Source organism: Agromyces sp. NPDC058104, from assembly GCF_042884835.1.
In the GTDB taxonomy this organism is placed as follows: domain Bacteria; phylum Actinomycetota; class Actinomycetes; order Actinomycetales; family Microbacteriaceae; genus Agromyces.
The window spans coordinates 1,055,229-1,074,807 of sequence record NZ_JBHVTD010000001.1 but is presented as its reverse complement, the minus strand read 5'-3'; the positions used below and the strand labels follow the sequence as shown (position 1 = coordinate 1,074,807).

Sequence of the window (19,579 nt, the reverse complement as noted above, 5' to 3'; positions counted from 1 at the left end):
CGAGGTTACGCCTCGCGGTCGCCGCCCGACGGTCGCCCCGGGGCGTGTGCGAGCTCGGCGACCCAGTCGTTCGTGCGCAGCACGCCGCCGCCGACCTCGAAGTCCTCTTCGCCGAGCAGCGTGAAGCCGGCCTTGCGGCAGACGGCGTTCGAGGCGGGGTTGTCGACCGAGGGGTAGGCGTGCACGGGCAGGGTCTCACCGGCGGCCCGCGCCGCCTCGAGCATCAACCGCACGGCGGCAGGAGCGATGCCCCTGCCCCGGTACTCGGCCTCGACCGACCACCCGCTCTCGAGAGCGGGGGCGCCGCGCCACTCGTGCTGCCAGTAGCCGACGATGCCGACACCCTCGGGGTGCCCCGCGATCGTGATGCGGAACTGCTGCCCGCGCCCGTCGGGGGCGAGTCGCAGGTATCGCTCGTGCCGGGCCCGCACCTGCTCGTCGCTCTCGACGCCGCCGACCCAGTTCATGAGCTCGGGCGTGTTCGCCCGGCGCAGGAGGTCGAGGTCGCCCTCGGACCAGGGGTGCAACTCGACCCCGGCATCGGTCGTGCCGCCGGTCGTGCCGTCGTGGCTGCTCATGTCCTCATCGAACCACGCGCCACCGACCCTGTCGCGGTTCGTCTCGTTCCGCCTCGCGCCGCTCGTTCCGTCGTGGGCGGCGCGCCCGCGCGGGCCTGCCGGGCTCAGGGACGCGTGAGCGTGGCGAGCACGTCGGCATGCACCTGGGCGAGCCGGGCCCGAAGCAGGGTGACCGTCTCGGGCGGCACGAGCCCCTGGTGGGCCTGGGTGCGCAGCTCGGTGCGCAGGCGCTGGCGGAACTCGTTCAACACGAGGTCGGCCTCGTGCACCGCGCGCGTCGACTCGACCCGCGCGTCCACCCCGGCCCGCGAGCGGTCGCCGTCGCCGTCGCCGACCCTGGTCGACGAACCGGAGCCTGCGTCGGAGCCGGCCCGCGCCCCGGCCTCGGCGGCCGTCGCGGAGCCGGCGGCGCGCTTGGCTTCTCGGGCGGCGCTCGCGAGCTCGGCGCGGAGCGTGCGCATCGCGTCGTTGACCTCCGCGCGCACGCCCTCGGCGAGGCGACGCACCGAGTCGTTCACCTCGTCCTCGATGGCGTCGAGCTCGTGTCGGCGCGAGTCGAGCTCGGTGCGGCCGGCGTCGGTGATCTCGTAGACGGTCTTGCGGCCGTCGCTCGACTTCGTGACCAGCCCCTCCTCCTCGAGCTTCGAGAGACGGGGGTAGATCGTGCCGGCGCTCGGCGAGTACGTGCCGCCGAACCGGTCGGAGAGCGCCTGGATCAGCTCGTACCCGTGCCGCGGCCGCTCTTCGAGGAGCGCCAGCAGGTAGAGGCGGAGGCTGCCGTGGGCGAAGACGGGCGGAGTCATGCGGATGCCTCGTCACCGCGTTCGTTCGACGGAGCGGCGCCGCCGGCGTCGCTCTCGTCGGCGGCACCGTGCTCGGCCGCGGCCCCGGCGGCGCCCGCGGGCTGGGCGACCGGCTCGCGCCGGATGACCGAGATCGAGCCCGAGACGCTGTTCGCGCCGAAGTCGAGCCAGCGGCCGGCCAGCTCGCCCGTGACCCGCTCGAAGCCCTTGCCGAGCACGCCCTTGATGGTGGTGTCGTCGATGAGCACCGTGCCGCCGACGGTGTTGACGCGGTAGCGCGCGCCGCTGCCGCCGTCGAAGCGCACGGTGAGGTCGCCCGCGACCGTGTTGGTGTCGATGCGGTCGGGCGTTCCGAGTGCATCGAGCATCATGTTGCCCGAGACCGTGTCGACGTTGAACGACCGCACGTCGCCCGTCGCGACGATGTCGCCCGAGACCGAGTGAGCTGTGATGCGGCCGGTGTGGTCGCCGACCGAGATCTCGCCCGAGACGCTCGAGAGCTCGACGTCGCCCTCGTGGTTGTCGAGCACGAGCTCGCCCGAGACGGTGCTGAGCTTGGCGTCGGTCGTGAAGCCCGAGACGAGTGCGTCGCCCGACACGACGCCGAGCTTCAGGGCGATGTCGCGCGGCGCGAGGATCGAGACCTGCGCCTTCGCGTTGCCGGCCCAGCCCTTGAACGCCTCGATGAAGTTGTCCCAGCGGAGCTGCGGGTGGTCGATCTCGAGCGTGTCGCCGTCGATGCGCACCATCAGGTCCTTTCCGGTGACGCCCGAGATCTCGACGCGGGCGCCGGGCTCGTCGTGCGCGATGAGGTCGACCTTGCCGCCGATGAGGCCGACCTTGAGCTTGCGGACGAGCTCGAGGTCGATGACCCGGGACTGGCCGGGGGTGATGACCCACTTCTCGATCGTCATGTCGTGGTGCTCCTTCGTGTCAGAGGGGATGCCCGAGGCATCCGGAACCTCTTGAAATCTCTGTGTCGCGATATATCGCGTTCGCGACAATCTCACGATATATCGCGTTTGATCGAGATGCAAGCGCTGATCGGATGCCTCGTCCTTGACATTGACGTAACGTCAAGTTCTACCGTGGAGAACCGAGAGAGGAGGCCGAACGTGGACTGGTCGATCCAGGAGATCGCGAAGCTCGCCGGCACGACGAGCCGCACGCTGCGTCACTACGACGAGCTCGGACTGCTCGCGCCGAGCCGCATCGCGTCGAACAGGTACCGCCACTACGACGAGCGCGCGCTCGTGCGGTTGCAGCGCATCCTGCTGCTGCGCGAGCTCGGTCTCGGGCTGCCCGCCATCGGCGAGGTGCTCGAGGGCGACGCCGCCGAGGCGCAGGCGCTGTCGGCCCATCTCGGCTGGCTCCGCCAGGAGCAGCATCGGCTGGCGCGTCAGATCGCGTCGGTCGAGACGACGATCGAACGATTGGAAGGAGGTGAACGACTCATGGCAGAGGAGATGTTCGACGGCTTCGACCACACCCGGTACAAGGAGGAGGTCGAGGAGCGTTGGGGCACGGAGGCGTACGCGAGCGGCGACCGCTGGTGGCGCGGCCTCGGCGAGGCCGGGCAGCGCGAGTGGAAGGCTCGCCTCGCCGAGCTCAACCGCGACTGGATCGCGGCGGCCGGGTCGGGTGTCGCGCCCGACGGCGCCGAGGGGCAGGCGCTCGCGAAGCGCCACGTCGAGTGGCTGGCCGCCGTCCCGGGCACGCCCGCGGCGGTGCCGGGCGGTGACATCGCGGCGTACGTCGTCGGGCTCGGCGAGATGTACGTCGCCGACCCGCGCTTCGGCGCGAACTACGGCGGCCCCGAGGGCGCCGAGTTCGTGCGCGACGCGCTGCGCGCGTACGCCGAGCGCGAGCTCTAGGCGTTCCGGTGGCCCGGCGGCCTTCGGGTCGCCGGGGTGTCGCTGCGGCCTCCGAGGAGTCCCGGCCTCGGAGGCCGCAGCCGCCTAGTTCGCCCCCGCCGGTTCGACCGCGGGGGTCGCGGCGGTGCCGGTGCCGACGGTGCCGGCACGCGGCATCCGCCTCGGCTTCTCGGGCACCGCGAAGAACGGGAGCGTGAGTCCGCACAGCGGGCCGATCAGCAGCGCGAAGGCGAGGGTGCCGAACCCGACGTCGCCGCCGAGCATCCAGCCGATCGCGAGCACCGTGACCTCGACGATCGTGCGGCCGACCCAGATCGGCCAGCCGGTGCGTGCGTGGATGCCGGTCATGAGGCCGTCGCGCGGGCCGGGCCCGAAGCGGCTGCCGATGTAGAGTCCGCTCGCCACGGCGAGCAGCAGCAGTCCGCCGGTGAACAGCAGGATCTTCTGCCACAGCTCGGGCGGCGTCTGGATGAACCAGAGCCCCAGCTCGATGCTCGGGCCGATCAGCAGGATGTTGAGCACCGTGCCGACGCCGGGCTTCTGCCGCAACGGGATCCACAGCAGGAGGACCGCGAGGCCGATGAGGTTCGTGAGCCAGCCGATGCCGATGCCCGTGAGGTTCGAGAAGCCCTGGGCGAAGACGGTCCAGGGGTCGACACCGAGGGCGGCGCGGATGAGCATCGCGTCGGCGATGCCGTAGAGCACGAGCCCGATGAGCAACTGGGGAATACGGCGGAGCATGGATACATCCAATTTCACGATTGGACTGTTCGCAAGTAGCCAATTCCTCTAAAGTGGCTCGCATGTCGGATGTCACGCTCAGCGCCCGTGCGCTCGAGAACCTCCTCGGCGACTGGCGCGGCGCCGCCCGCGGCGCCGCCTACCTCGCCCTCGCCGAGCGGGTTCGCCTGCTCATCCTCGACGGCCGGGTGAGCGTCGAGACCCGTCTGCCCGCCGAGCGCGAGCTCGCCGAACGACTCGGGCTCAGCCGCACGACGGTGACCGCCGCCTATCGCCACCTGCGCGAGCAGGGCCTCCTCCGGAGCCTTCGCGGCTCGGGCAGCGTCGCACGACTGCCCGGGGCGCCCGCGGCGATGCCCGCACCGCCGGCCTCGCTCGAGATCGATCTCTCGAAGGCGGCACCGCCGGCACTGCCGTGGCTCGCCGAGGTCGCCCGCGAGGCCGCCGACGACCTGTCGGCCCACCTCGGCGACTCGGGCTTCGACCCCGTCGGCACCCCCGCCCTGCGTCAGGCGATCGCCGATCGCTACGCCCTCCGCGGCCTGCCGACCTCGCCCGAGCAGATCATGGTCACGATCGGCGCCCAGCATGCGATCGCCCTGCTCTCGCGCGTGCTCGTCGGCCGCGGCGACCGCGCCGTCATCGAGGCACCGACATATCCGCATGCGTACGAGGCGCTCCGCGTCGCCGGGGCCCGACTCGTTACCGTCCCCGTCAGCCCGCACGACGCGATCGCCGGGGCCGATGACGAGGTGGAGTCGCTCGAGCGTGCCTTCGCCCGCACCAACCCGTCGACGGCGTACCTCATGCCCGACTTCCAGAACCCCACCGGCCGCAGCCTCGACGAGGCGGGCCGCGAGCGGGTGCTCGATGCAGCCGCTCGCCAGGGCACCGTCGTGATCGCCGACGAGACGACGGCCGAACTCGACATCGACCGCGGGTTCGACCCGCTGCCGATCGCCGCGTACGGGCCCCCCGGAACGGCTGTGCTCATCGGCTCGGTCGGCAAGACCGTGTGGGGCGGCGTCAGGATCGGGTGGATCCGCGCCGAGCCCACGCTCATCCGCAAGCTCGTCGCCGTGCGCGCGCCCGGCGACCTCGGCACGCCGATCCTCGAGCAGCTGCTCGTCACGCGGCTGATGCCGCGCATGGACGAGATCCTCGCCCTTCGTCGCGCCGAGCTGCGCGCCGGGCGCGACCGCCTCGAGGAGCTCGTCGCGGAGGCGTTCCCCGAGTGGCACGTGCCGCACGTCGACGGCGGCATCGCGACCTGGATCGGCATCGGTGCGCCCGTGAGCTCGCAGCTCGCGCTCGCCGCACGTTCGCAGGGTCTGCTCATCGCGGCAGGGCCCCGCTTCGGCATCGACGGCGCCTTCGAGCGATTCCTGCGCCTGCCGATCTGCCAGCCCGTCGCCGAGACCGAGGCTGCGGTGCAGGCGCTGCGCGTGGCCTGGGAGTCGATGGCCGGCATGCCGGCGGTCGACGCCGGACTGCTGCCGGCGGTCGTGTAACGGTGTCCCCGGGCGCGCGAGTGCGGGGCGGCGGACGACTGCGCTCGTCCGCCGCCCCGACCGATCGCGCCTGGGACGCGCGACCTCACCGTGCCGCACGGGTCTGCGGCACGGGGTCCGGTTCGACCAACTCGACCCGCTGAGCCGGTCGGGTCCCGGCGCCGGTAGGGCGGCGCCGGGAGTCCCGGCTATCGGCGCATCGCGAACCGCCGGAATCCGACGAGCACGAGACCGCCGAGGAGGGCGAACGCGGCGAGGCCGAGGCCCGACACGTCGGCGCCCGTCGAGGCGAGCGACTCATCGCCCGCGATGACCGCCGAGTCGCCGTCGGAGGCGACCGTCGAGCCCGTGCCGTTGCCGTCACCCGGGTCGGTGGGATCCACCGGGTCGACGGGGTCGACCGGGTCCACGGGGTCCACGGGGTCCACGGGATCGACGGGGTCGACCGGGTCCACGGGATCGACGGGGTCGACCGGGTCGACGATCGTCGTCGACCCGTCGGTCTCGCTGTCGCCGATCACCGAGATCGCGTTGCCGCCGATCGTGATGGGCAGGGACAGTTCAGGCAGCAGCTGTGTTCCCCCGAGCAGCCCGCCGTCACCGTCCGTCGTCGCCGAACCGCCCCCGGTTCCAGGCTGCACGACCGTCTCGGCGTCGGTCGACGTGGAGTCGCCGATCACCGAGATCGCGTTGCCGCCGATCGTCACCGGCAGACCGAGCTCGGGCAGCAGCTGGGTGCCGCCGAGGATCGAGTCGTCTCCCGACGTCGTGGCCTCGCCCGTGTCCGAGCCGCCGGTGCCGACCGTGGTGGTCGCGCCGTCGCTCGTCGAGTCGCCGATCACCGAGATGGCGTTGCCGCCGAGGGTGATCGGGAGCTCGATGGCGCCGAGGATCTGGGTGCCGCCGAGCAGGCTGTCCTCGCCCGACGTCACCGCCTCACCCGCACCGGTGCCGTTCGAGCCGCCGGTGCCGACCGTGGTGGTCGCGCCGTCGCTCGTCGAGTCGCCGATCACCGAGATGGCGTTGCCGCCGAGGGTGATCGGGACGTCGAGGTCGATCAGCCCCTGCGTCCCGCCGAGGATCGAGTCGTCCCCGTCGGTCTCGGCAGCGGTGCCGGCGCTCGCGGTCGGCGTCGCGGCGGGCTCGCTCGACGTGGCGGCGTCCTCGCTCGACGAGTCGCCGATCACCGAGATGGCGTTGCCGCCGAGGGTGATCGGGACGTCGACGTCGATGATCGCCTGGGTGCCCGAGCCGATGCCGTCGTCACCCGAGGTGACCGCGGCGGGTTCGGCGGCGTCGCCGCTCGCGACCTCTGTGGTCGCATCCGACGACGACGAGTCCCCGATGAGGGAGATCGCGTTGCCGCCGAGCGTGACGGGCAGGTCGATCGAGATCCCCGCCTGGGTGCCCGACGCGATGCCGTCGTCGCCGCCCGTTTCGGACGCGTGCGCGACGCCGGCTCCGAGGAGCGTGAGCCCCCCGGCGAAGAGGGTCGCGTACAGCGCCCTCAAGGCCATTCTCTTCATGATCCAGTCCTCCTGACTGATGGGAAATGTCGCTCCCGGGCAGGGAGCGATGACCGTGTCCACGAACGCGCGCGGTGTGCGTGCGTGCGGACCGGCCCCCGTCAGTCAGGGGTGGAGTCGGTGTCGTACACGGGCGACGACGGCAGCTCGTCGTCGACCGAGTTGAGCGCGAGCGACGCGAGTGCGTCGAGTTCGAGGGCGGCGAAGGCCGCGTCTGAGGTGCCGGTCGCCGCGCCGGCGCCGCCTGCGCCCGCGGCGCCCGTGCCCGGTGCGCCGGAGCCGCCGCCGGGGGCGGCCGGTGTGCTCGGGGCGGGTGCGCCGTCGTTCGGGCCCGGCCGTTCGGAGGGCAGCGCCGAGGCTGCGCCGAGCGACGCCGAATCTGCGGATGATGCCCAGGGCGGGCTCGAACCGGGCGGCCCGGCGTCGCTGTTCGCCGGCGCCGCGGTCGCGCCCCGAGGCGGCGACGGCACCCCGGGAGCCGTGGGATCGACCGGATTCCCGCCCGGTTCGCCCGGCAGGCCGGGATCGACCGGATCGCCCGGAAGCAGCGGAATCGACGGGAGCTGGGGGAGCACCCCGGTGCCGTCGGTCGGAAGCCCGCCGAAGTCGCCAACGACCTCGCCGAGCGTGGTGTCGACAGCGCCGACGACGGGATCGACGATGCCGCCGAGCGCGTCGTCGCCGAGCAGCGAGCCGAGCACCGGGAGCGAGCCGACGAGGTCGTCGACGGCGCCGGTGACCGGGGTCGTGATCGAGCCGACGGTGCCGCCGCCCGCGAGGTCGGACACGGCGCCCGTCACCCCGTTGGCGACCTCGCCGACCGTCGAGTTCGTTCCGCCGATCACGGTGTCGGTGGTGTCGGTGACGGTGTCGACCACCTCGGGGACGACGGTGTCGATCGTGTCGGCCACGGGATCGGGTGCGACCTCGACGACGGGGTCGAGCAGCTGGTTCACCGGCTCGACGACGGTGTCGACCACCCCGTCGAGGGTGTCGCCGACGGCGCCGGTGACCTGCGTCACCCCGCCGAGCAGCGAGCCGACCCCGCCGAGCAGTCCGCTCGGCTCCTGCTCGTCGGCCGAGGCGCTCGCGCCGCTCGAGAAGAGCGTGACGGCGAGCCAGGCGGCGGAGAACGCGGTGCCGAGCACGGCGTAGCGAAGCCACGGCACCCGCCGTGCTCCACCATCGCCGATCGTCGCGACCCCCACGAGGGTCACCATAGCGCGAGCGATGCCCCTCGGTCGAGGGGTTCCCCCGACGGATTCCGACACTCGGTGACATCCGCGGCCCACCTGCCTGCGAGAATCGAGCAATGCACCTGCTCGCTGCGCTCAGCATGAAGAACCGCGCGCTCATCGCGCTCGTCACGATCGTCGTCGCGATCTTCGGCGGCATCTCGCTCACCAGTCTGAAGCAGGAGCTCGCACCCTCGATCGAGTTCCCGCAGCTCTCGATCGTGTCGAGCTACCCGGGCGCGTCGCCCGACATCGTCAACACCGACGTGTCGACGCCCATCGAGACTGCGATCCAGGGCATCACGGGGCTCGAGTCGACGTCGACGACGAGCTCGACCGGTCTCTCACGCGTCACCGCGAGCTTCACCTACGGCACCGACCTCGCCTTCGCCGAGCAGAAGCTGCTGTCGGCGGTCAACCGCATCCAGAGCCAGCTGCCCGACGACGTCGACCCGCAGGTCATCGCACTGAGCCTCGACGACTTCCCGGTGCTGCAGATCGCCGTCACCGGCGCGGAGGACATGAGCGCCCTCTCCGACGAGATCGAGCGCACCACCCTCGGCGAGATCACCGACGTCGACGGGGTGCGCGACGCGACCCTCGTCGGCGAGATCGGCCAGCGGGTCACGATCACCCCCGACCCCGAGAAGCTCGCCGAGTTCGCGATCAGTCAGCAGGCGATCCGCGATGCGCTGCAGCAGAACGGCCTCCTCGTGCCGGCGGGCACCATCACCGAGGGCGATTCGACCTTCGCGGTGCAGACCGGCACGCGCATCGGCAGCGTCGACGAGATCGCCGCCCTGCCGGTGCTCGGCGCCACCGAGGCGGCCGCGATCCCCGAGCTCCCCGACGAGGGCACCGGCGACGGCACGGAGCTGCCGACCGACGGCACCGAGCTGCCGGCCGACGGGGCCGACGCGGATGCGCTCCCGGCCGACGTGCGGGTGCCCGCCGAGGCGACCATCTCCGACGTCGCGACCGTCGAGCTCACCGACAACCCGGTCACGAGCATCTCGCGCGTGGACGGCGAGCCCGCCCTCACGATCTCGGTCACGAAGCTGCCCGCCGCGAACACCGTCGAGGTGTCGAACGCGGTGACGGCGCTCCTGCCCGGGCTCGAGTCGTCGCTCGACACGACGAACCCCGGCGCGACGTTCACCGTCGTCTTCGACCAGGCGCCGTACATCGAGCAGTCGATCGAGTCGCTCGCCACCGAGGGCCTGCTCGGCCTCGCGTTCGCGGTGCTCGTCATCCTGATCTTCCTGATGTCGGTTCGCGCGACCCTCGTCACCGCCATCTCGATCCCGACCTCGGTGCTGATCACGTTCATCGGCCTGCAGGTGGCCGACTACACGCTCAACATCCTCACGCTCGGCGCGCTCACGATCGCGATCGGCCGCGTGGTCGACGACTCGATCGTCGTCATCGAGAACATCAAGCGGCACCTCGTCGAGGGCGTCGACAAGGCGTCGACGATCGTGCGCGCCGTGCGCGAGGTCGCGGGCGCGATCACGGCCTCGACGATCACGACGGTCGCCGTGTTCCTGCCGATCGCCCTCGTCGAGGGCGTCACCGGCGAGCTGTTCCGCCCGTTCTCGCTGACGGTGACGATCGCGCTGCTCGCCTCGCTGCTCGTGTCGCTCACCATCGTGCCGGTGCTCGCCTACTGGTTCCTGAAGCCGGCGCGCCTCAAGGTCGAGGAGGGGGCTGAGGAGGTCCAGGCCGAGACCGCCGCAGCCGCCTTCGTCGACGACGTCTGGCTCGCCCCCGAACTCCGCGACGAGAGCGGCGCCACGGGGCTGCCCGTCGCGGGCGCCGGGCGCGAGGCATCCACCGCGACGCTCGCGAAGCCGGCCGCGCCGGTCGTCGCCCCCGACGAGCTCGAGCACCCGTCGCGCCTGCAGCGCGGCTACCTGCCCGTCATCGGGTGGACGCTCCGGCACGGCGTCGTCACGCTCGTCATCGCCGTGCTGGTGCTCGTCGGCACCGGCGCGATGATCCCGCTGATGAAGACCAACTTCCTCGGGTCGTCGGGGCAGAACACGTTCCGCGTCACGCAGGAACTGCCGATCGGCACGAGCCTCGCCGCCCTCGACGAGGCCTCGAAGCCGGTCGAAGAGGTCATCCGCGACACCGAGGGCGTCGAGACCGTGCAGACCTCGATCGGCTCGGGCTCCAACCCGCTCGCCGCGGCGTTCGGGGGCGGCGGTGCGACGGTCACCTACTCGGTGACGACCGACGAGGACGCCGACCAGGACGCCCTCCAGGCCGAGGTGCGGGACGAGCTCGACGGCCTCGACGACGTCGGCGAGGTCTCGCTCGCGGCCTCGAGCGGCTTCGGGGCCTCGAACGACATCGAGGTCGACATCACGGCCTCGAACGCCGAAGACCTGCAGGCCGCGACCGACGCGGTCGTCGAGGAGCTCGACGGCGTGGAGTCGGTGTCGCAGGTCACCTCGAACCTGTCGGAGTCGCGTCCGTACGTGGCGGTCGAGGTGAACCGGGCGGATGCCGCGGCGGCGGGCTACTCGGAGGTCGCCCTCGGCGGCTTCGTCTCGGCGGCCATGCAGCCGCAGAGCTCCGGCTCGGTCGTGATCGACGAGAAGACGCTCACGATCTACCTCGCGACCGAGAACCCGCCCGTCACCGTCGAGGAGCTCTCGGCGCTCGAGGTGCCGACGCCGACCGGCGTCGTGCGACTCGACTCGCTCGCCACGGTCGCGCAGGTCGACGGACCGGCCTCGGTCACGACCGTGCAGGGCCTGCGCAGCTCGACCGTCGCCGCGACGCCCTCGGGCGACGACCTCGGCACGGCGAGCGGCGAGGTGCAGGCCGCGGTGAGCGCGGTGGAGCTGCCCGAGGGCACGACCGCCTCGCTCGGCGGCGTCACCGCCGACCAGCAGGAGTCGTTCTCGCAGCTCGGCCTCGCGCTGCTCGCGGCGATCCTGATCGTCTACATCGTGATGGTGGCGACGTTCCGCTCGCTGCTGCAGCCGCTGCTGCTGCTCGTCTCGGTGCCGTTCGCGGCGACCGGTGCGATCGCGCTGCAGGTGATCACGGGCATCCCGCTCGGCGTCGCCTCGCTCGTCGGCGTGCTCATGCTCGTCGGCATCGTCGTGACGAACGCGATCGTGCTCGTCGACCTCGTGAACCAGTACCGCGACCGCGGCATGAACGTGCGCGACGCCCTCGTGCACGGCGCCTCCCGACGACTGCGGCCGATCCTCATGACGGCCCTGGCGACGATCTTCGCGCTGCTGCCGATGGCGCTCGGCATCACCGGCCACGGCGGATTCATCTCCCAGCCGCTCGCGATCGTGGTGATCGGCGGCCTGCTCTCGTCGACGCTGCTCACGCTCGTCGTGCTGCCCGTGCTCTACGACCTCGTCGAGGGTGGCCGCGAGCGTCGCAAGGCCAAGCGCGCGGCGAAGGCGGCCGGCGCGGATGCCCCGGCGCCGGTGCCTGCAGTGGTCGCTCCCGCGGCGGCGGCCCCGGCCGCCCCGGAGGCTCCGGCGCCCGCCGTGCCCGAGACCCCCGCAGCACCCGAGGCTCCCGCCGCGCCGACGGCGCCGACGGCGACTGAGCGCGGGCCGGTGGCGCCGTGGCCGGATGCCACGCCGAGCGAGCCGGCCGCGCCGGCCGAGCCGGAGGCATCCGAGGAGCCCGAGACGCCGGCCGAGCCGGAGGGCCCGACCGAGGACCGGGGCGACGACGAGCCCAAGCCCTGATCGCATGTGCTGCTTCTGCAGGAGAAGTGCACTGGCGCGGGCTGTGAGCCGCTGCCGGCGCATATCTCCTGCAGAAGCAGCGGCAGGAGCAGCGATCACTCGGCGAGCTTCGCCGCCTTCGCGAGCAGCGCGTCGCGTTCGCGCTCGTTGCCCGTGAGCCGGGCGGCGGTCTCGAGCTCCGCGCGCGCCTCCTCGTTGCGACCGAGCCGCGCGAGCAACTCGCCGCGCACCGCGGGCAGCGGCGGGTACCCCCGCAGGCGCCCCCCGGCGGCGAGCTCGTCGACGAGGCGCAGCGCCGACGCGGGCCCGGTCGCCATCGCCACGGCGACCGCGCGATTGAGGTCGACCACGGGCGACGGCGCGATGCGGCCGAGCGCCTCGTAGAGCACGACGATCTGCGCCCAGTCGGTGTCGGCCGCCGTGGGGGCGACCGCGTGGCATCCGGCGATGGCGGCCTGCAGCCCGTAGGCGGCCCGGCCGCGACCGACGCGGTCGGCGCGCTCGAGCGCGGCTTGGCCGCGTGCGATCTGGGCGCGGTCCCAGCGGGAGCGGTCCTGCTGGTCGAGCGGGATCGCGGTGCCGTCGCGGGCGGTGCGCGCCGGGAACCGGGCGGCGGTGAACTCCATGAGTGCGACGAGCGACTGCGCCTCGGGCTCACGGGGCATGAGCCCCGCCACCATGCGGGCGAGCCGCAGGGCCTCGGCCGAGACATCCGCCCGCACCCACTCGGCGCCCGAGGCGGGCAGGTAGCCCTCGTTGAAGATCAGGTAGAGCACCTGCAGCACCGAGGCGAGGCGCTCGGGGTACTCGTTGGGCTCGGGCACCGCGAAGGGCACGTTCGCCGCGGCGAGCGTCTTCTTCGCGCGCACGATGCGCTGCTGGATGGTCGCGGTCGGCACGAGGAACGCGCGAGCGATCTCCTCGCTCGAGAGGCCGCCGACGATGCGCAGCGTGAGCGCGATCTGCGCCTCGCGCGAGAGCACCGGGTGGCACGAGACGAAGACGAGCCGCAGCACGTCGTCGTCGATCGTGTCGGGGTCCCAGAAGGTGTCGGATGCCTCGCCGCCCCGCTGCTCGAGGTCGTGCGCCATCGCGGCGTAGCGCTCGTTGAGCCGCTCGCGCCGGCGCCAGCCGTCGATCGCCCGGCGCTTGGCGACCGCGGTGAGCCACGCACCCGGGTTGTGCGGCACGCCCTCGTCGGGCCATTGCTTGAGCGCCTCGACGAGTGCCTCCTGCGCCAGGTCCTCGGCCTGGCCGACGTCGCCGGTGAAGCGTGCGAGCGTCGCGACGATGCGCGCCGACTCGATGCGCCACACCGCGGCGACGGCGCGCCGGGCACGGTCGGCGTCGGCGTCCGCCGCACCGGCCGCGCCCGAGGCATCCGTCTCGCTCATCGCGCGGTCACGCCCCCGTCGTGCCGAGCCGGCCTTCGGCCTCCTCGCGCCAGCCGGCCTCCTTCTGGATCCACTCGTTGTCCTGGGGGAAGTCCTCGAGCTCGGTCACGCGACGCACCTCGAGCTTCGAGCCCGGGCCGAGCGGGCAGCGCTTCGCCCATTCCGCGGCCTCCTCGGGGCTCGAGGCCTGGATGATCCAGAAGCCGTTGAACAGCTCCTTCGTCTCGCCGTACGGGCCGTCGGTCACGACCGGCGGGGTCGAGTCGAAGTCGACGACGAACCCCTCCTTCGCGTCGGTGAGGCCCTCGCCGGCGAGCAGCACGCCGGCCTTGATGAGCGACTCGTTGTAGGCGCCCATCGCGGCGATGACCTCGTTGAAGTCGAGCTGCTCGTAGGCCTCGACTGCGGCGTCGTTGGATCGCATGATCAGCATGTACTTCACGGTGTTCTCCTCGTTCGGATTCGTGTTCGGGCCGGGCCGAAGTGCCCGCCTCACTCAAGCGTCGAACGGGCGACGCCGAGATCGACACCTCGGCAGAACTTTTCTTCCGCTCATGTTCTCAGGCGGGGGCGGCGGCGTCATCCGCCCGGTTGGTCGCCTTGCAGGCAATACCCCACCGGGGTATAGTTGCACCGAACCGACGGAAGGACGCACCATGACCATCGAGAACCCCATCGCCGCAGTGCCCGCCGGCGCGACCGAGCTCGCCCTCGCCGACTCCAGTGATGGGGATGCCTCGTGCTCGTGCTGCGCGATCCCCGACGCGTCGGCATCGAAGGCTGACGGCGTGGCCGGGGCATCCGACCTCGCCGGGCTGGTGAGCGCCGACTACGCCGTCGCCGGCATGACCTGCGGCAGCTGCGTGCGCCACGTGAGCGCCGAGCTCGGTGCGCTCGAGGGCGTCGACTCCGTCGACGTCGCGCTCGTCGCCGGAGGGGTGTCGACCGTCACGGTGCGCAGCCGCTCGCCGCTCGCCGACGCCGCTGTCGCCGCCGCCGTCGAGGAGGCCGGGTACGAGGTGGTCGCGGTCTGAGCCGGCTCGCGCCGACGCGCGAGCGCGAGCACGATCGGGCGCGGGCACTGCTCGAACGGTGACCGAAGGGCTACGGTCGAGGTGGGGGACGCGGTGCGACGTCGATCGTTCGCCCGGCCCCCGCCGAGACCGACCGTGTTCGGAGGGCCCATGGAACGCACCGCGTCCGACGTCGACCGCCTCGTCGCGGGCCCGGAGGCTTCGTGACCGGGGGACGGGCGCCGCAGATGGAGGGTGTCGTCGCCCGCTCGCCCTTCCCGCCGATCGCCTCGTTCGCGTTCCTCTCCGACTGCCACACCGGAGCCCTCGTGGCACCCGACGGCGCGGTCGCCTGGCTCTGCCCGCCGCGATTCGATGCGCCGAGCGTCTTCGCCACGATCCTCGACCGGCAGGCCGGGTACTTCAGGTTCGGACCGTTCGACGTCAACGCGCCGTCCGCCCGGAGCTACCTCCCCGGCACCAACGTGCTCGTCACGACGTGGAAGACGCCGACCGGTTGGGCCGAGGTGCGCGACGCCCTCACGATCCTGCCGCGGTCCGACCCCGACACGACCACCCCGCACACCCGCGCGCCGGCCGACGACGACGCCGGGCACTGCCTCGTGCGCACCGTGACGTGTCTTGACGGCCACGTCGAGCTCGAGCTCATCTGCGAGCCGGTGTTCGACTACGGCCGGACCGAGGCCGACTGGGAGCCGACCGACGTGCACAGCGCCACGGCGCGCGGCGCGGGCGCCGCGCTGCGGCTCCGTTCGGACCTCCCGCTCGGGATCCAGGGCGGCCACGTGCGCGCGCGGCACACGCTCCGCGCCGGCGAGCGCGCCTTCTGCTCGCTCTCGTGGGCCGATGACCTCGCCGGCCCGTCGACCGTCGAGGAGGCGACGGCGGAGCTCGACACGACGGTCGCCTACTGGCGCGACTGGCTCGCCGACGCGACGATCCCCGACCACCCGTGGCGCGAAGCCCTCGAACGCTCGGCCCTGACCATCAAGGGGCTGACCTACATGCCGACGGGTGCGACCGTCGCCGCCCTCACGACCTCGCTGCCCGAGACCCCGGGCGGCGAGCGCAACTGGGACTACCGGTACAACTGGATCCGCGACTCCTCGTTCACCGTGCAGGCGCTGCACTACCTCGATCTCGACTGGGAGGCCGACGAGTTCGTCGAGTTCCTCTCGGGGCTCGAGGCGAACGGCGATGGATCGCTGCAGATCATGTACGGCATCGACGGGCGCCGCGACCTCACCGAGACGACGCTCGATCACCTGACCGGCCACCGCGGCGCCCGACCCGTGCGCATCGGCAACGGGGCGTTCGCCCAGCGCCAGAACGACCTGTACGGGGCGGTGCTCGACGCGATCCTCATGCACGCCCGGCGCAGCCAGCGGGTGCCCCGCACGCTCTGGCCCGTCATCCGCTCGCAGGCCGAGTGCGCGACGGCCGCCTGGCGCGCGCCCGACCAGGGCATCTGGGAGGCTCGCGGCGAGCCGAGCCACTACGTGTCGTCGAAGATCATGTGCTGGGTCGCGCTCGACCGCGCCTCGAAGCTCGCGCAGCTCGTCGGCGCCGATGAGGAGACGGCGCGTTGGCGTGCGGTCGCCGATGAGATCGCCGCCGACATCCTCGACCGGGGCGTGAGCGAGCGCGGCGTGCTGCGCCAGCACTACGGCACCGACGCACTGGATGCCTCGGCGCTCCTCGCCGCGATCTACGGGTTCCTTCCGCCTGACGACGAACGGCTGCGGGCGACGGTGCTCGCGATCGCGGACGAACTCACCGCCGACGGGTTCGTGCTCAGGTACCGCACGGAGGAGACCGACGACGGGCTGTCGGGGCGCGAGGGCACGTTCCTGATCTGCTCGTTCTGGCTCGTCTCCGCGCTGACGATCATCGGCGAGGGCGGGCGGGCGCACGCCCTCATGGAGAAGCTGCTGCGCATCGTCTCGCCGCTGGGCCTCCTCGCCGAGGAGTTCGACACCGCGTCGGGGCAGCACCTCGGCAACTTCCCGCAGGCGTTCTCGCACCTCGCGCTCATCGAGGCGGCCCGCCGCATCATCATGATCGAGCGGCTGCTCGAGTTCGTGTGAGGCTCAGCGACGACGACGAACGGAGAGGCGGTGCGCGTGGCGTCCGAACCACCGCTCAGAGGCGCGGCCTCGGGCATCGACGACCTCGTGGAACGCCCGCGATGGGGTGGCCGTCCGCCGCCCGATGAGGCGTACAGCCGGGTGAGCGATGCGGAGCGCTACCGGCCGCTCCATGCCTTCGCGCTCGCGCTCGCCGACGACCTCGAAACGGAGTTCGACGTCGAGCGCGACGACGAGCCGACGCTCGGCCCCGAGTTCACGGACGGCGTCGAGGTCGTGCGAGCGATCCGCCTGCGCCCCCGCGCGACGGAGGCGGCGCCGATCACGATCGGCCTGACGGGCTTCCCCGGCCTCGTCATCGGCTGCGGCGAGTTCACGAGGCTGCCCGCGCCGAACTGCGGATGCGACGCCTGCGACGAGCACGTCGCCGAGACGGTCGCGTCGATCCGCGAGCACGTCGACGCCGTCGTCTCGGGCGGTTTCGCCGAGGCCTCGGGCGGGTGGGCGGCGTTCCGGACCGCGCGGTTCAGGGGCGAGGGCGGCGGACCCGGGCCGCTCGGCGAGCGCCGCGCGTGGGAGGCATGGCCGCGCCGTCTCCCGCGGTAGGGAGACGGCGCGACGGTCGACCGGCTCAGCGCGCGCGCTCGAGCACCGCCCGGGTGGATGCCTCGGGGCGCAGGTCGAGGCGGCGCAGCAGCTGCGCGTTCGCGGCGACGATGACCGTCGACAGGCTCATCAGGATCGCGCCGACCGACATCGGCATCACGAACCCGATGGGCGCGAGGATGCCCGCGGCGAGCGGCACCGAGACGAGGTTGTACCCGGCGGCCCACCACAGGTTCTGGCTCATCTTGCGGTAGCTCGCCCGCGAGAGCTCGATCACCGAGATGACGGAGCGCGGGTCGCTCGAGGCGAGGATCACGCCCGCCGAGGCGATCGCGACGTCGGTGCCGGCGCCGATCGCGATGCCCACGTCGGCCTGTGCGAGCGCCGGGGCGTCGTTGACGCCGTCGCCGACCATCGCGACCGAGAGCCCCTCGCGCTGCAGCTCCTGCACCTTGGCAGCCTTGTCCTCGGGGCGGACCCCCGCGTAGACCCGGTCGATGCCGAGCTCGGCGGCGACCGTGCGGGCCACCGGTTCCGCGTCGCCTGTGATCATCACGACCTGCACGCCGAGCGCGTGCAGCGCGTCGACCGCCTCGCGCGACTCGGGGCGGATCTCGTCGGCCAGGGCGATCGCACCGGCGACCCGCCCATCGACGACGACGTGCAGCACCGTCGATCCGGCTTCGGCCCAGGCGGCGGATGCCTCGAGCACCTCGAGCCCCTCGCGGGCGAGCAGCCCGGGGCCTCCGACCTGCACGATGCGGTCGCCGACTCTTGCGCGCACGCCGATCGCGGCGGACGCCTCGAACTCGGTCGCGGCGCGCAGCGCCAGGCCCCGGTGCGCCGCGTCGGCGACGATCGCCTTCGCGAGCGGGTGTTCGCTGTCGGCCTCGGCGGAGGCCGCGTCGGCCAGGACGGCGTCGAGGTCGAAGCCGGGGGCTGCCGCGGCATCCGTGACCGCCGGCTCGCCCTTCGTGAGGGTGCCCGTCTTGTCGAAGAGCACCGCGCCGACCGTGCGCATCGTCTCGAGGGCGAGGCGGTCGGTCACGAGCACGCCGCCGCGGGCGGCCCGCTCTGTCGCGATCGAGACGACGAGCGGGATGGCGAGGCCGAGCGCGTGGGGGCAGGCGATCACGAGCACGGTGATGGTGCGGACGACGGCGTCGTCGGGGTCGCCGAGGAGGGTCCAGGCGATCGCCGTGATGACGGCGGCGCCGAGCGCGAACCAGAACAGCCAGCCGGCCGCGCGGTCGGCGAGGCGCTGGGCGCGCGAGCTCGAGGCCTGCGCCTGCGCGACGAGGCGCTGGATGCCGGCGAGCGCCGTGTCGTCGCCGACGGCGCCGACCCGCACGCGGATCGCGGTGTCGGTCGCGACCGTGCCCGCGACGACCTGGTCACCGGGGCCGCGGCCGACGGCGACCGACTCGCCCGTGATCATCGACTCGTCCATGGCCGCGGTGCCCTCGACGACCTCGCCGTCGGCGGGCACGCGCCCGCCGGGGCGGACGACGACGAGGTCGCCGACCGTCAACTCGGAGGGCGAGACCGTCTCGGTGGCAGGCGTGCCGTCGGGGTCGTCGATCACGCGCTCGGCCTCGTCGGGCAGCAGCGCGGCGAGCGCGTCGAGCGCGCTCGAGGCCTGCATGATCGAGCGCATCTCAATCCAGTGGCCGAGGAGCATGATCACGATCAGCAGCGCGAGCTCCCACCAGAAGTCGAGGTGGTGGCTGAGCAGCATGAGGCTTGCGCCGAGGCTCGCGAAGTACGCGACCGTGATGGCGAGCCCGATGAGCAGCATCATGCCGGGCTTGCGGGCCTTGAGCTCCGACCAGGCGCCCGTGAGGAACGGCTTGCCGCCCCAGAAGTACATGACCGTGCCGAGTACCGGCGAGATCCACGGGATGATCGGGTTGTCGGGCAGCGTGTACCCGAGGATCGACGCGAACATCGGGCTGAACGCGATCGTCGGGATCGCGATGACGAGCATGATCCAGAACAGGCGGCGGAACTGGCCGACGTGGTCGCCGTGACCCGCGTGCCCTGCGTGCCCGCCGTGCCCGGCGTGCATGTCGTGCGCGTCGTGGCCGGCGTGCATGTCGGTGGAGTGGCTTTCGTGGCCGCTCATGTCGTGGCCCGCGTGCGGATCGTGGCCGGTCTGGGGCGCCGTCGGCGTGTGCGCCCGGGCGGTCGTCGTGCCGCCGCCGTGCGAGTCGTGGTCGCTGTGCTCCGTGTGCCCGGCGTGGGTGCCGTGGTCGTGCCCGGCGTGGGTGCCGTGGTCGTGCCCGGCGTGCTCGCCGCCCGTGTGGCCGGGCCGGTGCCCTGCGTGCGTCTCGTCCTTGCCGGTGCTCATCGCGCCTCCTGCGTCTCTCGCCTCAGGTTAATACCCCATGGGGGTATGTGCAAGGGGAACTCGGGCTCCTCTCACGCTATTCCCGAATGCGCCCTCCGCGCTCGGCGAACGG

15 protein-coding genes are annotated in these 19,579 nt (G+C 72.6%); 6 read left to right on the top strand and 9 right to left on the bottom strand.

Annotated elements, in window-relative coordinates; translation table 11 throughout:
* Window positions 1–5: 5 nt before the first annotated feature.
* The 3 genes from ACFVTH_RS05070 to ACFVTH_RS05060 form a co-directional block, all read right to left on the bottom strand.
* Window positions 6–578 carry a GNAT family N-acetyltransferase gene (locus ACFVTH_RS05070; protein ID WP_387087350.1) on the bottom strand — a complete coding sequence of 191 codons (573 nt, stop codon included), beginning with the start codon at window positions 576–578 and terminating at the stop codon, window positions 6–8.
* 104 nt (window positions 579–682) lie between these two features.
* Complete coding sequence (locus ACFVTH_RS05065; protein WP_387087348.1) at window positions 683–1,381, bottom strand: PadR family transcriptional regulator; 699 nt, start codon at window positions 1,379–1,381, stop codon at window positions 683–685.
* Window positions 1,378–2,295 carry a DUF4097 family beta strand repeat-containing protein gene (locus ACFVTH_RS05060; protein ID WP_387087346.1) on the bottom strand — a complete coding sequence of 306 codons (918 nt, stop codon included), beginning with the start codon at window positions 2,293–2,295 and terminating at the stop codon, window positions 1,378–1,380. The genes ACFVTH_RS05065 and ACFVTH_RS05060 overlap by 4 nt, the downstream gene beginning before the upstream one ends.
* Before the next feature lie 201 nt (window positions 2,296–2,496).
* On the opposite strand from ACFVTH_RS05060, the gene ACFVTH_RS05055 reads away from it, so the two are divergent.
* Entirely contained in the window at window positions 2,497–3,255 is a 759-nt protein-coding gene (locus ACFVTH_RS05055) for a MerR family transcriptional regulator (RefSeq protein WP_387087344.1), read from the top strand.
* Window positions 3,256–3,339: 84 nt separating this feature from the next.
* Here the strand turns inward: ACFVTH_RS05055 and ACFVTH_RS05050 are convergent, their stop codons facing one another.
* Complete coding sequence (locus ACFVTH_RS05050) at window positions 3,340–3,996, bottom strand: YitT family protein (protein WP_387087342.1); 657 nt, start codon at window positions 3,994–3,996, stop codon at window positions 3,340–3,342.
* A 62-nt stretch (window positions 3,997–4,058) separates the two neighbouring features.
* Between ACFVTH_RS05050 and ACFVTH_RS05045 the strand changes: the two genes are divergently transcribed.
* Entirely contained in the window at window positions 4,059–5,507 is a 1,449-nt protein-coding gene (locus ACFVTH_RS05045) for a PLP-dependent aminotransferase family protein (protein ID WP_387087340.1), read from the top strand.
* A 188-nt stretch (window positions 5,508–5,695) separates the two neighbouring features.
* On the opposite strand, the gene ACFVTH_RS05040 is transcribed toward ACFVTH_RS05045, so the two are convergent.
* Window positions 5,696–7,033, bottom strand: coding sequence for a hypothetical protein (locus tag ACFVTH_RS05040; protein ID WP_387087338.1), 1,338 nt, complete (start codon window positions 7,031–7,033; stop codon window positions 5,696–5,698).
* A 101-nt stretch (window positions 7,034–7,134) separates the two neighbouring features.
* Window positions 7,135–8,253, bottom strand: a complete 1,119-nt coding sequence (locus tag ACFVTH_RS05035; RefSeq protein WP_387087336.1) for a hypothetical protein — start codon at window positions 8,251–8,253, stop codon at window positions 7,135–7,137.
* 92 nt (window positions 8,254–8,345) lie between these two features.
* On the opposite strand from ACFVTH_RS05035, the gene ACFVTH_RS05030 reads away from it, so the two are divergent.
* A complete protein-coding gene (locus ACFVTH_RS05030; RefSeq protein WP_387087334.1) occupies window positions 8,346–11,996 on the top strand; it encodes an efflux RND transporter permease subunit in 3,651 nt (1,216 codons plus the stop codon).
* 95 nt (window positions 11,997–12,091) lie between these two features.
* Here ACFVTH_RS05030 and ACFVTH_RS05025 read toward each other — a convergent pair whose 3' ends face one another.
* Window positions 12,092–13,390: an RNA polymerase sigma factor gene (locus ACFVTH_RS05025; protein WP_387087332.1), complete on the bottom strand. Its 1,299-nt coding sequence runs from the start codon at window positions 13,388–13,390 to the stop codon at window positions 12,092–12,094.
* A 7-nt stretch (window positions 13,391–13,397) separates the two neighbouring features.
* A complete protein-coding gene (locus ACFVTH_RS05020) occupies window positions 13,398–13,832 on the bottom strand; it encodes a YciI family protein (protein WP_387087330.1) in 435 nt (144 codons plus the stop codon).
* Between the two features lie 214 nt (window positions 13,833–14,046).
* Here ACFVTH_RS05020 and ACFVTH_RS05015 point away from each other — a divergent pair, with 214 nt between their 5' ends.
* The 3 genes from ACFVTH_RS05015 to ACFVTH_RS05005 all read left to right on the top strand — a co-directional run bounded on the left by ACFVTH_RS05015 (window position 14,047) and on the right by ACFVTH_RS05005 (window position 17,117).
* The gene (locus tag ACFVTH_RS05015) at window positions 14,047–14,424 is read left to right on the top strand and encodes a cation transporter (RefSeq protein ID WP_387087328.1); all 378 of its coding nucleotides are present in this window, start codon (window positions 14,047–14,049) and stop codon (window positions 14,422–14,424) included.
* Between the two features lie 203 nt (window positions 14,425–14,627).
* Window positions 14,628–16,511, top strand: coding sequence for a glycoside hydrolase family 15 protein (locus tag ACFVTH_RS05010; RefSeq protein WP_387087326.1), 1,884 nt, complete (start codon window positions 14,628–14,630; stop codon window positions 16,509–16,511).
* Between the two features lie 36 nt (window positions 16,512–16,547).
* Window positions 16,548–17,117: a DUF6226 family protein gene (locus ACFVTH_RS05005; RefSeq protein WP_387087324.1), complete on the top strand. Its 570-nt coding sequence runs from the start codon at window positions 16,548–16,550 to the stop codon at window positions 17,115–17,117.
* Window positions 17,118–17,142: 25 nt separating this feature from the next.
* Here ACFVTH_RS05005 and ACFVTH_RS05000 read toward each other — a convergent pair whose 3' ends face one another.
* Window positions 17,143–19,467 (bottom strand): copper-translocating P-type ATPase, encoded by a 2,325-nt coding sequence (locus tag ACFVTH_RS05000; RefSeq protein WP_387087322.1) that lies wholly within the window; start codon window positions 19,465–19,467, stop codon window positions 17,143–17,145.
* Window positions 19,468–19,579 lie beyond the last annotated feature (112 nt).